The 13,293-nt window shown below is 66.9% G+C and carries 16 protein-coding genes; 4 read left to right on the top strand and 12 right to left on the bottom strand.

The window, feature by feature from the left end:
• Nucleotides 1-127: 127 nt before the first annotated feature.
• From ABZY12_RS33750 to ABZY12_RS33740, 3 genes are all read right to left on the bottom strand, one after another.
• Nucleotides 128-763, bottom strand: a complete 636-nt coding sequence (locus tag ABZY12_RS33750) for a hypothetical protein (protein WP_356897187.1) — start codon at nucleotides 761-763, stop codon at nucleotides 128-130.
• Nucleotides 764-802: 39 nt separating this feature from the next.
• A complete protein-coding gene (locus ABZY12_RS33745; RefSeq protein ID WP_356897185.1) occupies nucleotides 803-1,078 on the bottom strand; it encodes a hypothetical protein in 276 nt (91 codons plus the stop codon).
• 759 nt (nucleotides 1,079-1,837) lie between these two features.
• The gene (locus ABZY12_RS33740; RefSeq protein WP_356897183.1) at nucleotides 1,838-2,437 is read right to left on the bottom strand and encodes a GPP34 family phosphoprotein; all 600 of its coding nucleotides are present in this window, start codon (nucleotides 2,435-2,437) and stop codon (nucleotides 1,838-1,840) included.
• 553 nt (nucleotides 2,438-2,990) lie between these two features.
• Between ABZY12_RS33740 and ABZY12_RS33735 the strand changes: the two genes are divergently transcribed.
• Complete coding sequence (locus tag ABZY12_RS33735) at nucleotides 2,991-3,869, top strand: SUKH-4 family immunity protein (protein ID WP_356897189.1); 879 nt, start codon at nucleotides 2,991-2,993, stop codon at nucleotides 3,867-3,869.
• Between the two features lie 149 nt (nucleotides 3,870-4,018).
• Here ABZY12_RS33735 and ABZY12_RS33730 read toward each other — a convergent pair whose 3' ends face one another.
• The 3 genes from ABZY12_RS33730 to ABZY12_RS33720 form a co-directional block, all read right to left on the bottom strand.
• Nucleotides 4,019-4,507, bottom strand: coding sequence for a DUF4265 domain-containing protein (locus ABZY12_RS33730; RefSeq protein ID WP_356897181.1), 489 nt, complete (start codon nucleotides 4,505-4,507; stop codon nucleotides 4,019-4,021).
• Nucleotides 4,508-4,613: 106 nt separating this feature from the next.
• On the bottom strand, nucleotides 4,614-5,108 hold the full coding sequence (locus ABZY12_RS33725; protein ID WP_356897179.1) for an SMI1/KNR4 family protein: 495 nt from the start codon (nucleotides 5,106-5,108) through the stop codon (nucleotides 4,614-4,616).
• Nucleotides 5,098-5,649, bottom strand: coding sequence for a hypothetical protein (locus ABZY12_RS33720; protein ID WP_356897177.1), 552 nt, complete (start codon nucleotides 5,647-5,649; stop codon nucleotides 5,098-5,100). The genes ABZY12_RS33725 and ABZY12_RS33720 overlap by 11 nt, the downstream gene beginning before the upstream one ends.
• Before the next feature lie 77 nt (nucleotides 5,650-5,726).
• Here ABZY12_RS33720 and ABZY12_RS33715 point away from each other — a divergent pair, with 77 nt between their 5' ends.
• The 3 genes from ABZY12_RS33715 (at nucleotide 5,727) to ABZY12_RS33705 (ending at nucleotide 7,600) form a co-directional block, all read left to right on the top strand.
• Nucleotides 5,727-6,263, top strand: coding sequence for a DUF4240 domain-containing protein (locus ABZY12_RS33715; RefSeq protein ID WP_356897175.1), 537 nt, complete (start codon nucleotides 5,727-5,729; stop codon nucleotides 6,261-6,263).
• Between the two features lie 90 nt (nucleotides 6,264-6,353).
• The gene (locus ABZY12_RS33710) at nucleotides 6,354-6,758 is read left to right on the top strand and encodes a hypothetical protein (RefSeq protein WP_356897173.1); all 405 of its coding nucleotides are present in this window, start codon (nucleotides 6,354-6,356) and stop codon (nucleotides 6,756-6,758) included.
• A 32-nt stretch (nucleotides 6,759-6,790) separates the two neighbouring features.
• Nucleotides 6,791-7,600: a DUF4253 domain-containing protein gene (locus ABZY12_RS33705; RefSeq protein ID WP_356897171.1), complete on the top strand. Its 810-nt coding sequence runs from the start codon at nucleotides 6,791-6,793 to the stop codon at nucleotides 7,598-7,600.
• 58 nt (nucleotides 7,601-7,658) lie between these two features.
• Here ABZY12_RS33705 and ABZY12_RS33700 read toward each other — a convergent pair whose 3' ends face one another.
• The 6 genes from ABZY12_RS33700 to ABZY12_RS33675 form a co-directional block, all read right to left on the bottom strand.
• Nucleotides 7,659-8,054, bottom strand: a complete 396-nt coding sequence (locus tag ABZY12_RS33700) for a DUF5958 family protein (RefSeq protein WP_356897169.1) — start codon at nucleotides 8,052-8,054, stop codon at nucleotides 7,659-7,661.
• Nucleotides 8,051-8,707, bottom strand: a complete 657-nt coding sequence (locus tag ABZY12_RS33695; RefSeq protein ID WP_356897167.1) for a Fic family protein — start codon at nucleotides 8,705-8,707, stop codon at nucleotides 8,051-8,053. The genes ABZY12_RS33700 and ABZY12_RS33695 overlap by 4 nt, the downstream gene beginning before the upstream one ends.
• The gene (locus ABZY12_RS33690) at nucleotides 8,704-9,375 is read right to left on the bottom strand and encodes a hypothetical protein (RefSeq protein WP_356897165.1); all 672 of its coding nucleotides are present in this window, start codon (nucleotides 9,373-9,375) and stop codon (nucleotides 8,704-8,706) included. Before ABZY12_RS33690 ends, ABZY12_RS33695 begins: the two co-directional genes overlap by 4 nt.
• Before the next feature lie 206 nt (nucleotides 9,376-9,581).
• The gene (locus ABZY12_RS33685) at nucleotides 9,582-10,292 is read right to left on the bottom strand and encodes a helix-turn-helix domain containing protein (protein WP_356897163.1); all 711 of its coding nucleotides are present in this window, start codon (nucleotides 10,290-10,292) and stop codon (nucleotides 9,582-9,584) included.
• A complete protein-coding gene (locus ABZY12_RS33680) occupies nucleotides 10,292-12,409 on the bottom strand; it encodes a hypothetical protein (protein ID WP_356897161.1) in 2,118 nt (705 codons plus the stop codon). The genes ABZY12_RS33685 and ABZY12_RS33680 overlap by 1 nt, the downstream gene beginning before the upstream one ends.
• A complete protein-coding gene (locus tag ABZY12_RS33675) occupies nucleotides 12,409-13,011 on the bottom strand; it encodes a helix-turn-helix domain-containing protein (protein WP_356897159.1) in 603 nt (200 codons plus the stop codon). The genes ABZY12_RS33680 and ABZY12_RS33675 overlap by 1 nt, the downstream gene beginning before the upstream one ends.
• Between the last annotated feature and the right edge of the window lie 282 nt (nucleotides 13,012-13,293).

Genomic DNA, 13,293 nt, shown 5'->3' with positions numbered 1-13,293 from the left:
AGGGCCGAGGGGACGGATCGCAAGGCGGAGGAGGGAGCCAACGCGGAGCGTTGGCGACCGACGACAACGCGGCGAGGCGCGGTGCCAGGGCACGCGAGCCCGGCATGATCCGAACGAGAGGCCCTAGTCACCACCTGGCGCGCAGCACGCCGTCGCTATCCGGCAAGGCAGCATGGAACAGCGGGTGGCGCTCGTCGAGAATCAGGGCCAAAGAGCAGGCTGCTTTCGCGCCCGCGACCAGGGGGGCGAGCTGTTGGTGATCGGTTTCGTCGATGGTGACGTGGCGGATCGTTCCGTTCGGTGCCTCCCAGACGAAGTCCATGGAGGCGTCCGCGGGCAGCGCAGCAAGGACCTCGTCAACATCGGGGCTGAGGTCCGGCCAGATCGTCAGGAGCGCGCGAGGACCGAGCCCAGCACGTACCGGGTCGAGATTGCTCGCGGTGAGGCGGTGCCAACGGGTCGCGTTACGGACGTAGGCCTCTTCCAGGAGCAGCGTCTGTTGCGACGCGAGTTCGACGCGGACTCGTTCCCAGAAGTCCTCGTGAGCAGCCTCGGTCACTTCAAGTTCCTCAAGACCTGCCGCGTAGGGGGAGGCGCTGATCGGTTGCGCAAACAGGCCGACTTCACGTGTCTGAGCGACCGCTGCGTCGCAGGGTCGGTCGCTGCTGACGTACACGTACTGGTCCCACCCGACGTGGATGGTGAACGTGTCCTCGCGCTCCAACCGGCACCAAGCACCCTCGTCGCGGAGCATGGTACGCACCAGCTCCAACGCTACAGACAGTGAAACTTCGGCACCGTCTTAATAGCCAGTCAGGTCCGGCGGGAACAGACCAGCGAGGCCGTGGCCGTCAATCCGTTCTTCCAGGCCGAAGTTGACGAACCCGGTGACCTCGGGTTCACCGATCTCCAGTGTGTCGATGCCCGCTTCCCGTGCGAAGGCAGCGATCGCTTCCAAGTAGGCCGCCTCCACCGGTCCGTGGTCGCTCACCGTGTCCTCAGCACCCAAGTAGTGCCCGCGCTCGTCACGGCCGGCGGGGTTGTACTTGGTTATCTGATGAGCGAAGGACGGCGGCACGAAGCTCCCTGAGCTGATGAGGCGGGGCCTCAGCATAATTCGTGCCATCAGATGCAGATCCCGCCTACACATCAACGGAACGTGGGCCACTCACCCACAAAAGCGTGGGACTCCCTACACATAGCTGGGGCAGACACCGGGCCTCCGGAATGCCGCCGACTGACGGCACGACCGTAGGAGCGCCCAGCCACGGACACAAGGCCGACGGTCTCGGAACCTGCCTACAGAAAACTGGGACGCGAGCGCACTCGCCTACAGAAAAGCGGGGACTGCCTACACATCGCTGGGACCGGACAACGGCCCCACGACCCTATCTCCATCCTCGGCTCCCCGAATCATCGGCGGCGAACGCGTCTCGTCTACGGAGGTGCGCCACCTGAGACACCTTGGGTCTGAGACACCCGTACAGGTCACATAACGCCGTCGAGGAACAGGCCGTACGGAAGCTGCGCCGCCGCGGTGAGGAGGCCGGGGAAGCGTCGCTGGATCAGGCTGCCGCAGCTGGACTGCAGCAGCAGCGGCGCGCCCGGTCGGTCCGGGGTGAACAGAAGGCATCTGTAGCCGTCGTTCTCCAGACTGGCCGTGTCTCATGAGACACCGTGATCGGACTGTGGGCCGGACGCCCACCCGGTTTCCAGGTGGAGGCGGCGCGGCCCTGACCGGAACTGGCCCACGGACATGCCGTAGCGCCGCCCGGCGGCCGCACGACCGCTCACTGCCGCCGTCGGACCTGACCGCGCCCCCGAAGGCGGGCTCGGCTCACGGTCCCCGCCAGAGGTTGGCGAAGGCCCTGTTCTCGATGGTCCGCCTCTGGCGTACGGCCTCCAGCTCCATCACCGCGTCGTGGACGGCGGCCACCACGGTCGTCACCGCCTCGTCATCGAGGCCGGCCTCATCGTCGGAGCGTTCGTCGTCGATGCCCACGACGGAGGCGAGGGCGGCCAGGACGGGTTCCTTCTCTTTCCAGCGGTCGGCTGCACGGCGGCGTGCGGGCGTATCGGCCGGTTCCACGCGTTCCGTGCCGAAGGACAACCGGCCGCTTTGCTGCGGCTTCAGCTCACCGTTCTTCTCCAGTGCGGCCTGGTACGCCGCCGAGAGGTCTCGGCCCCGGCGCCACAGCCAGTCCTCGATCCGCTCGTAGGGCGCCTGTCGCGTGAGTCCTGCCGCAGCCTCGTCCAGGAACCGATCGTCCAACGTCGACGGTCCACCCGGCACGATGCGGTCGCCGTCCACGGCGACCGCCCCCGCACCCATGAGATCGATCAGCTCGGCTCCCGCGAGTGCGAGGGACAGGTCTCCTTGCCCCACGGAACGCTTCAGGTCAATGGCGATGATGAACAGGTCTTTCGCCGTGGTCATGAACGGCTCCCCTCGCAGACATCGGCAAAGGTGCGACCCCACCGACCGAGCCCGCGTCCGAGGCCGACCCGGCGGTGGGACGACTGTCACGATCAGTATCGCCCCCGCCCGCGCGGACGACGCCAGAACGGCGGATCCCCGCTGTACCCGAGCCGCTTCGTCCACCTGTCCGCCGAGCGGCTGTGGACGGTTTGCGGCGCAGCAGGCCGCTGGCGACCCACGCGTGGTCTGCTTGCTCCTGCCACCAGGGGGGGGTCTGCTGCCAGGTAGGCAGACTCGAATGGGCTCACCGCGGGCGCCTCCCACAGTGAGAGGAGGTCGCGGTCAGGGCATGAGGCCCGGTGTTGGGTGACGATGGTCCGCCACTGCCTGGGGTCCGGCCCGGCGATAGTGACGCGAGCGTCGGTGCCTGCCAATCCGAGGTGGAGGCCGGCTGGGTCTATCCCGAGGAGCCTGACCCCGGCGATGCCTCCCGGCTCCCGTCCTTCGTCCTCGTCAGGCCCGGTGTACTGGGTTGGCGGCAGAGCCTGAAGGCAGTGCTCCGGCAGCGAGTGTGCCTCCGGTTCGGCAGAGAGCAGCCGACAGGGGGCAGTCCAGAGGCTGGTCTGCGTTGGGGTGGATCGTTCGCCCCGGGACTGCAAGGGTGGCGGGCGGTCCTGATCTGAGTCAGCAGGCACTGACTGCAGCGGCAAAGGTTCGCCGGTTGCCCGAAGGTCACCTCGACGAAGATCGACCCCGGGGGCACGGACTTGTCCCGCGCGACAGAGATCGCACGCTTCGCCAAGCAGGACTACACCGGCTCCAACTTCGCCGCCGACCAGTACATCGACCCCAAGACCGGCAAAGAGATCATCCTCGTCGGCGACAGCGAAGGCTCCTACTCCGAGCGAACCCTCGGATACCCCCCTGCTCAAGCACGGCAAGGAGGGGAACCTCGCCGCCGTGTACACCGTGCCAGCCGTCCCTCAAGGCCGCGTTCGACGCCGACGGCGCCACGCTTCCCAAGGACGCCTCGCACTGGGAGGTCCTTGGGGAGTTCCAGTACGCCACGGTCGCCCTCGACCCGAGGACCGGGAACGTCTACTCGTTCGCCGAGGGCGAGGAGTTCTACGTCCCCATGCACCAGGACGTCTCCTCACTCGTCCACACCCTCACTGCGTCGAAACCGGACTCGCCGAACTCCAGAAACTCCCCCACGACGACGCCCAGGCAGGCGAAGAAGCCATCGACCGTCTCCGCAACACCATCGTCCAGGTCGACGGCACACCCTTCGCCAGCGAGGACGGCGAGTGGAGCAAGTTCTTCGAGGAGATCAGCCTCGGCATATGGGGCTGATCTCCCAGCAGCAACGACAGTCCCCGGCGTGCAGCAGCCCAGCCCTGCTGCACGCCGGGCTGAGGCACTCGGGCACCTCCAGCTCGACTGTTCTTGAGTTCACTCAGGAAGAGTTCACGAGATCCCGTCCGATCTATCGAACCTGCCGGCGCCATGCCCGTCATGTGGAACAGCGACGAATGGGCGGACAGCAATTGAGGCTGAGCGCATGGCATCCGAGGGAGACGATCAAAGCCAACACGACGGTCAAGTGGTGGCCGTGGATCGCCAAGCGGCGGTGACGCACCCTTCCTCCCAGTGCCACGACCCCTCAGCTTGGCCATGCTCCAGGAGCTTCCGAATCCGTGGCAGATCCGCATCGGGCGGGACGTCAAGAGCCACCATCCTGAATTGCTCGATCCCCTCGCCGGTGGTGCCGAGGCGATGAAAAGTCTTCAGCACGGTCTGACGGGCGGTAGCTGCACCACTGTCCTTCAGCACGATCAACCTGATGGTGCAGTGCTCCGAGGCCCGGACCGTCTCCCCGGCCCAGCGAACACCGTCGTCGTCGGCTTCCACTCGGATGATGTCCCCGCTGGCGACTCCGCGTGCGAACCAGGGCGTGTTGTCCAACCGCACCGAGCCGTCGCCGAGATCAACTGCCCACAAGCTCTCGACGCTTGCCGGCGGCCAGCCCTCCTCATCCACATCCATGCGGAAATGAACCTTCACGTGGTCTCCGCTGATCCTCGTCACCGCACCATCATCCACACTGTCGCAGCAGAGCTGGCCAACCTCACCAGCGCCTTTCGTTGCCGCCGCAGAATGCGAAGACCGGACGTTCGACCGGCTCCACGGCCGCTCACTCGAACCGGCTGAGAGGCTGGAGGCCCTCCACGAATGCCCGGAAGTCTGCCGCGAGCGGCAGTTCTGCGCCGGAGTCGGTGTCGAACCAGGTCACCGGCGGTTCCCCCAACGCGCCGCAGGCTCGGTAGTCGAGCCCGATCCAGTAGTGGCCGTCACCGGACAGCAGCACGACTGGAGACGGAATTACCCACTCCTCCACCAGGTACGGCGTGTCCACCAGCGACAAGCCGTGCCCGCCGGTGCCGATCCCCATCAACTCGGTGAACGGGATGTGGTCCTCGCTCCACGAAGTTGGCTGAATGGTCGGAAAGGCATTCCGGTCGGCCGTGACGCCGCCGCCGTTTTGCACACGCAGAAGGTCGAGCAGCGATTCGGGGAGTCGCAGCCCGAGGACGTGCTCCGCTTCGGCGACGGTCGCCTGGGTCAAGGTGGGCTGGACACCGTAGGTGTGTCCGCTCCAGAAGGACGCCTTGATTTCATCAAACTTCATCGGCTCCTCCACTCGGACCGTCGTGGCGAACCAGCTGGTCAAGCTCTTCGGCGGAGTCGGCGGCGAGGCGATAGATGCCCTGGAGGCTCACCGAGCGGATCAGGCGCCCGTCCTCGACGTACTTGAGCAGGCGCTCGCCACGACGAGATGTGAACCTCAGCCGCTCCAGAAAGTCCCCGGGGACGACCGTGTCGAAGGTGAGCGGGGCACCTGGCGGTCCGACAAGCACTTCAGTGACACATCCAGCCTTGAGCGGGCGCCAGTCCAGCAACTTCACGTAGTCATCATCGGGAAGCACCGAGCCGACGTTCTCGTAGGGAACGATGTGAGCTACCTCCAACATCCCCAGCACATGGAGGCGGGTGCGGTGGGCTCGCACGGGGTAGATGCGGTCGCCAGGCTGCACCCCCGCGCGCTGGAAGCTCGGCAGCGACTGGTGCGGCCCGCCGAACAGCATCGTCAGTCGCTGACCGGCATAGCCGGACCGCTCAAGCTCTCGGCACAAGTCGTTGGTCCACAACGTCGTATATGAGTTCGACACGCCAGCACGGTAGCCGTGCCCTCTGACAGGCACCGGTCCGGGAGCCGTTGTCAGTACGTGGTGGCATGCTCGCGGCCATGAACAAGGAGCAGTTCTGGATGTTGATCGAGAAAGCCCGTGAACGCGTACCTGACACCAGGGAAGGTTCCGATATCGCCGACTGTGCCTCCGCTTTGCTTACTCGCTGCTCAGTCCAAGAGATCACCGCGGCACAGCAGACCCTGTGGGATCTCATGGCCGACTCCTACCAGAACCGGCTGTGGGCCGCCGCCTATGTCGTCAACGGCGGCTGCTCGGACGATGGCTTCGACTACTTCCGAGGCTGGCTGATCGCACAAGGACGTACGACATTCGAGCGCGTCCTTGCAGTCCCCGACACACTTGCCGAACTCTCCCACGTCCGCACTGCCGCGGCTGAGGGCACAGACCTCGACTGCGAAGACATGCTGAGCATCGTCTGGAACGCACACGAGAAGGCCACTGGTCAGGAACTTCCCGCCGACGCCTTCACCATCCGGTACCCGTGTCTGGACCCTGCCTGGGACTTCGATTTTGACGATCGTGAAGAGATGGCTCGCAGGCTCCCCGCCTTGACCGCGCTGTATTCGTACTGACAGCAGTCGGCAACATCCCGTGATTCCGACAGACACCAGCCTGAGCTGACCCGCCGTAACCGCTACTCGAGTCCTATCCGGAAGGCCATCATGAGCTGGGACGTGATCCTCCTTCGCCTGCCCGACGGTGTCACCTCGGTGCAGGAGATCCCTGCCGACTACACCCCGGACCCGCTTGGCGGGCGACACGACGTACTCGCGGCTGTCACCCAGGCCGTTCCCGATCTTGATCTCTCGGACCCCGCGTGGGGTGAACTTTCCGGCCCCACGTGGTCTATTGAGCTCAACATCGGCTCAGAAGACCCGGTGGACTCCCTCATGCTCCACATCCGGGGCTCCGGCGACGACGTGCTGACGCCCGTCCTCCGTCTCGCCGAAGCTCTGCGGTGCAAGGCGCTCGACTGCGCCGAAGGGGACCTGATCACTCCGGGGCAGACGTCGGGCTGGCACGCTTTCCAGCAGTTCCGCGATCGAGTGCTGGGACCCTCCCAGTGATACCTCCCGGTCACCGCGCCAGCATCCGCCCCATGCACCCCGAAACCCGATTCGGCCTCGAAAGCATGCTTCCGCCCGGTCGGATGGTCACGTCCGATGAGGGCGACGGAGATGTACAACCCCTCTGGCTCAGTGACGGGCCGGCCACGGCCGAGCTATGGACGCGGATGCACGCCGAACACACACGTTCCGGCCTGTGGCCGCTGCTGCTCGACTCGCTGGACCCGAACGACGGCGGATTCCGTCCGTGGGGATCCGGAGAGGTCTTTCCCGAGCAGATGTCCTCCCCGGCAAACCACGACTCTGCCAGCCTCCTCGCACGGTGGTGGGATATCTACACAGCGGTCGACGAAGACGACATGCTCGACGCAGGCAGGCGCCTCGCCGTCACGGCTCCCTTCGGGAAGACTTGGCCCGGTCTCGCGCCCAGTCGGGAGACGACAACGAACCCCGATCAACTGGCCGCCGGGTTCGCGCAGGCGTTCCTCGCTGACCGCCCCCAGACGCGTCTGGGGCTCGTCGCCGCAGCATCCGGTGCCGAGGCGCTGACAGCCGCGGGCTGGGCCGGCCCCTGCAACTACGACAACGACACCGCGAAGTTCTCCGCGGTCGTCCGCGACTGGGAGCACCGGTTCGGCGCCCGTGTCGTAGCGGTCGGGTTTTCCACGCTGCACCTCAGTGTCGCCACGCCGCCTGCGGGCGAGCACGAGGCTCTCCTGGTGGCGGCCGAGCACTTCGCCTTCTGCCCGGACAACATCTGGCAGGGCAGCAGGCCGTACACACTACCTGCATACGCCGAGCGGATCACCGACGCCCACCGCTGGGACTTCTGGTGGGACTGATCCTGTCCGCAGAAAACGCTCAACTGGGAACTGGCCTCAGGGGCGCTGTGCCGGGGCTTCAGGCGGCGGACAGTCTGTGCCACCAGTGACTGCAGCCGCCGGAGCAGAAGCGCTTGCGGCGCCGCGCGTCGGCAATCGTGAGCACCGCGATCAGCAGCCTGAACGCCTTGCGGCGTTCGTCGAGAGGCGCGAGACCGGCAATCTTTCCCAGCTGCTCGTCGATCCGGCCTCGTGAGATCAGCACTGCGGGCGTATGCGTCGGGCGCAGCCCAGCACGGCGGATGCTCTCCGGTCCGTCTTCGGGGACTGCGCGCGCCTGGGTGCAGTGGTGAACCAGGAACCGTAGAGTCTGGGCCTGCTCTTCCTGGCCGAGGCCGTCGAACCATTCGATGCCCTCTGATATCGGGCGCAGCCCCTGCGCGAGCTCGTTGAGCAGGACGTCGCGTTCGTTCATGCCTGCCTCCCGTTGGAGAGGCGGCGCCCCGCCGCGGTGATCAGAATGCCGAGCAGCACCGCCAGATCGGCCGCTCCCTCGGCGTCGTTGGCCCAGCGGGTGGTCTGGAGCGCGTGCACCTGGTCGATCGCCGTTCCTTCGCGGGCCAGGACGAAGGCCAACGCCAGCATTGCTGCGCGGGCATTGCCGTCCTCGAACGGGTGGAAGAAGAGGCTGTCGAGGTAGGTCCGGGCAGCGCGTGAGGGGACGGGCAGATCCGGTTGAGCGCTCTCGGACAGACAGTGCTCGAATAGTGCCTGCGTATCGGGTGCAAGGCCGTAGCACTCCCGTCCGCCCTTCGCGAAGGCCGGCATCGTGCGGAAACCGACGAGGTCGTGGCCCAGCACGGTCCGCTGCCACTTCGCCATGAGGGCGAAGGTCAGCGGCCTGCCCTGCTCCGCGTCGGCGAAGGCCAACTCGAGAGCGGTCAGGACCCGCGCGGTTCCCTCGCTGTCACGTCCGCCTCGCGTTGCCATGAAGAAATTCCGGAAGCCGTCGCGGGCTGGCGCTCCGGAGGCGAGGCATGCGCCGCGCCAGGATGGCCAGGAGATCTCCGGCCGGATGAGCAGCCAGTCGGCAAGGCTGTCCTTCGGTTGGCCGGGCCCGGAAGTCATCTGATTCCGCCCACGCCTCTGGCGAACCGCGAGCTCACCACGTCGACCACCGGAACGTCAGGTGCGATCCAACTGCCGAACCGGCCGCCGACCGCGTTCTCGACGATCTCCTCGGCCTGGCCCTCGTCGATGCCGTTGTAGGCGAGAAACCATCGGAGGACTTGCATGCAATGCCCGTACCAGCCGCTCTCGGCCTGGGTACGGTCAGCCACCACGGTGACCAGGCGCGTGCACGCCCGCTCCCAGTGCCAGACGTCCGCCGAAGACACCGGGGTGCTCCCCGGTGGAGCCAGGGCCGCGAACCGCTCCACCAGGTCCTCCAGCCAGCCACGCCATTCCTGAAGGGCCTCAACAACCAGCGCAGCAGTCGCATCCGGGGTCGTCACGGAGTCGGATGAACAGCACCACACCTCGACAACGCCTCCGTCGACGTCACCCTCGCCGACCGACCAGTTCCATCCACAGGCCCATCGGCCATACCGGCCCACCAGGAACTCGCTGACGGGATCCAACGAACGCCAGCGATCCTCGCAAGCGACTTCAGCGCTGGGCAACAAGGGCCAGACAAGGCTCGCCAACTCCTCCGCCGCATCATCGTCCATCTCGAACGGATGTCGAGCCGGATCCACATCTGCCCACGTCAGGGCATGCGCCCACAGTTCACTCACCGTCCCACTCTGCCTTGCGTGGCCGCCCCGACTCCACTCCATATCGAATGGCCGCCCCATCAGCGGGAAACGATCTTCAACCGCTTCTGTCCCGCCTGGTCAGAGACACTCGTGAACACCCCTTCAGCTCAAGATCACCGGTTGGCCCTCGGTCACGGCGAACCGGCGGAGCTGCTTGCCAGGACAGCTTCCTCCGCAGCATGCAGTCAGCGCGGACGCCAGGTGCGGATCTCAAGATGGAGGATGCGGGCGTCCGGGTCGATGCGCCCGGTCTCGACAAGCCACTGATGAACGGCCGCGGTGACGTCCCCTCCTGCGTCGTCAGTACGACGAGCGAATTCCCTCGCGTCGAACCCGCCAGTGGCGGAAGAGCCGTAGGAGCGTTCCTCGGTGTGATCGGAGCGCTGCACGACATCACGGCGAATGCCGGGTGAGTCGGTACGGCTGCCTGAAGGAAGGACGTATCCGGTCCTGGGCACGCGAACGGTGAAGGCGAGGCGCAGACCTCGGCGGGCGGCTTCGGCGATCAGGGTGCGCAGGCGGGTGGAGCCGGAGGCGATGGCTTGTGCGCCGACGCGGCCGGTGCCGGTCCCGGTGGGGGTGATGAGGACGGCTTTGGTGCGGACGCGTGCGCGGGTGCCAGAGGTGGTGGTGCGGCGGGTGATATGGGGAGCGGCGATGGCGGCGAGTTCACTGGTGTCGGTGATGCCTGCGGTCTGGACGGCGGAGAGTACGCGAGTGAGGGCGGGGACGAAGGCCGCGCCTTTGTGCCGTGTGTAGAACTGGGAGACGAGTGAGGCGTCGCGGTCGATGATGCGGGCGATGTCACGTTTGGTGAAGCCGGCCGCCTGGAGCTGATCGGCGAGGTGGGCGGCTTCGTTCAACTTCGAGGAGGGGCGGCGGTTGCGGGGTGACATCACGCCTGCCCGGTTGTGGCGGTGGCGGTCTGCTTCAGGGCTGCGCGTCCTGCGTCGCGCAGGGCCAGGAGTTCGTCTTCGGTGGTAGGCGCGGGGATGGGACCGGCAAGGTGGCCTTTGTGGAGGTAGTCGCCGGGCTGGCCGTGGTAGGGCCAGTTCTGGGGTGCGGTGAGGTAGACGGCGTCGGTGCGGAAGGCAACTACTGTGCCGGGGGGAGCATGGAGGGCGCCGACGTAGGTGTTGTCTTCGCGCATGCGCTGGGAGAGCAGGGCGGCGCGGGCGCCGGACCAGATGGCGGCGGCCCATTCGGGGTGGGCGTTGGGGTCGCGGGAGAAGCCGGTGGGGCGCTGCCAGGTGATCTGTTCGTCGGTGAAGCCGATGATCTCGGCGTCTGGGGGGACGTCGCGCTCGTGTGTGCGGGGGGTGGTGCCGGTGACTGTGCGGGGGCGCTGGGCGAAGGAGCCGATGCCATAGAGGAGGAGGGAGCGTACGGCGCGGGAGGCGAGGTGGGCGGCCTGGCGCTGTGCGGGGTCGCCGTGCAGTTGGGCTTGGGCGGCGAGGGTGGACCAGGCTTCTTTGAGCTTCTTCGACCAGTCGTCGAGTGGTTTGCCGTCGTCCCACAGGAGGCCGTCGAGGATTTCGATCCGCCAGGGCTGGATGGGGTTGGTCAGGGCGGTGTAGATCTCGGGGCCGCCGGCCCAGGTGGTGAACGTGGTGCCGGGGGCAGCGGGGTAGTGCCAGGCGCGGTCGCCGGGGGCGGGGGCGGGGAGGATGCCGACGTGGTTCCAGGTGTCGGGGACGGTGACGCGGACGTGCCAGTGTCCGCAGCCGTAGAGGGCTTTGACCTGTTCTTTCTCGCTCCAGGCCGAGAAGGTGGCAGCGGTGATGCGGCGGGGGGTGCCGACGGGGGATTTCCAGGTGTGCTTGGCGTAGGCGAAGGTGCGGTCGTACTCGACCAGCGCGGGCAGCTTGTCCGGCACTCGGGGCGGTGTGATGAGTTCGGTGCGGCCTTGGCCAGCGGTGGCGTGGAGCAGGCCGCGCAGTTCCTCGGAAAGGACGGGGTAGCCGTCGGCGTGCTGGCCGCGGGTGGGGATGGTGCGGGTCCACAGGTCACGCCCGGTCTGCGAGGGTGAGCCCATCAGGACGGCGTCGCCCCAGTGGGCGCGCAGCGCTTTCCACAGCAGTACGAAGGCGTCGCGGACGATGGTCGGGTCGGCGCCTTCGGCGTCGAACCACTCCCTCACGGACCGGATTTCGACGTGGTACTGGCCGTTGTCGCTCTGGTAGCGGCCGACGGGGTGGCGGGGATGGACGAAGTGCCCTGCCATGCGGTCCTTGCCGCGGCCGGTGTCGGTCCGCCAGCCGGGGATCGGCGTGTTCAGCCAGGCGGCGACGGCGTCCTTGAGGAACGGGTGCTGCTCGGCCTGGTGATGCCAGGGGTCTCCGGCGGTGACGAAGATCCGCTCGGTGCCTTCCGGGACCGCGTGGAAGACGGCCTGAAGGATGGTGGCAGCCGACGTGTCCGGCAGGTTCAGGCGCAGAGTTTGGTCGCGGTGGACCAGAATCCCGGTGGTGGTGTCGAGGAAGACGGTCGAGCGGGCCTGCTGGGTGAAGTTCGGGTGCGTGGAGGCGAGGTTCGGTGTGTGGGCGAACCAACGGTCCCCCTCTTCTCCCTGGGCAATGGCGGGCAGCTCGCGCGCGACTGCGCCCGGCGCGGGCGCTCCCGCGCCGGGCGCTCCCTGGCGTTCAGGCTTGGCCGAAGCGGCAGACGGCGCGGCTGTGTGACCGGCGCCTGCTGGGGCGAGAGCCGCGTCGTGTGTCGGTCCGGTCTCGACGGCAGGTGCTTGGGGTGTCTGCTGCGCTTCGTCAACAGTGCCGTCAGGGGCTGCCGTAAGGCTCGCGGGGGCAAGCACGGGGGCGATCTTGACGATGTCCCCGATGCTCAGGCCGGCCGCGGGAGCGATACGGTCGGCGCTCGCCTTCTCGTAACCGGTCAGTGCGCGGATCTTCTTGTCTCGGGCAGCCTCGAGCTTCGCCAGAGCAGTCCGGACCTTCTTGATTTCGTCCCGGTCCGCGCGGAGTTCTGCAAGGGCTGCGTTGTAGGTCTTGGCGTCCATCACGGTCCCTCGGTCAGTTCGGGGGTGGAGATGTAGGCGATCGGTCCGCCGGAGCGCGAGGGCAGGCGGGTGCCCAGAAGCCTTTTCGCGAGAGTGCGGTTTTTGGCGGTGGTTGCCGTGAGATGAATGGCAGGGGTGGCGAGGTCGGTGACGTGGCCTGCGAGAGTCGCGTCAGGGAACGCGTGCCGGCCGTGATCGTTACTGACCCAGGTGTTGAGGCTCGTGAGGACGGCGACGACGAATCCCGCGACCGTCACAGGCAGCACTCCCCCGGCTGCGACGCCGGCGGCGTCGCACCTCCACCAGCCCCGCAGGGTCTTGAGGAGTTCGTCCGGCGTGAGGTCGGCGGAGAACCCCATCCAGTCGGATTCCAAGTCCGTGGGGCGGGCGGTGTCCATCCGCAGGACCGCAAACCTGTTTGCGCTGATCGCATCGAGGGGGGCTGGAGGCCGCTCACTGAGAGCCTGCACCGTCTCGAGCGGGATCATGACGCGTACCCCCCTCTTGGATAGCCCGGGGAGCAGTCCCGCGTGAACGAGACGGCGGAACGTCGTGACGGCAATGCCGAGTTCGGCGGCCGCCTGGCTGGTGGTCAGCAGCACCCGACTCTCCATGTCTCATCAGATATTTGATCGCACATGAATATACGCGTGTTCCCTGAGCACGTCAAAGTAACGACGCGGAGTTCTGCCGGAGCGGCTGCCGGTTACGCTCCGCTGTTCGGATCTCGACGTCGGCAGTGGCATGCATCATCGAGGCTGGCCTTCGCCGCCGTCGACATGCCGACCGCTAGGTCCTGTCTGACAAAAGATCTTGGATGGGTTCACGGAGCCAGAGGATGAGTGAGGCGATGTGGACTCCGGCCTTGTAACGGGCGGCGAGTT

It is taken from the genome of Streptomyces sp. NPDC006551 (genome assembly GCF_040611675.1).
GTDB lineage: Bacteria > Actinomycetota > Actinomycetes > Streptomycetales > Streptomycetaceae > Streptomyces.
This window is presented reverse-complemented; position numbering and strand designations above follow the sequence as displayed.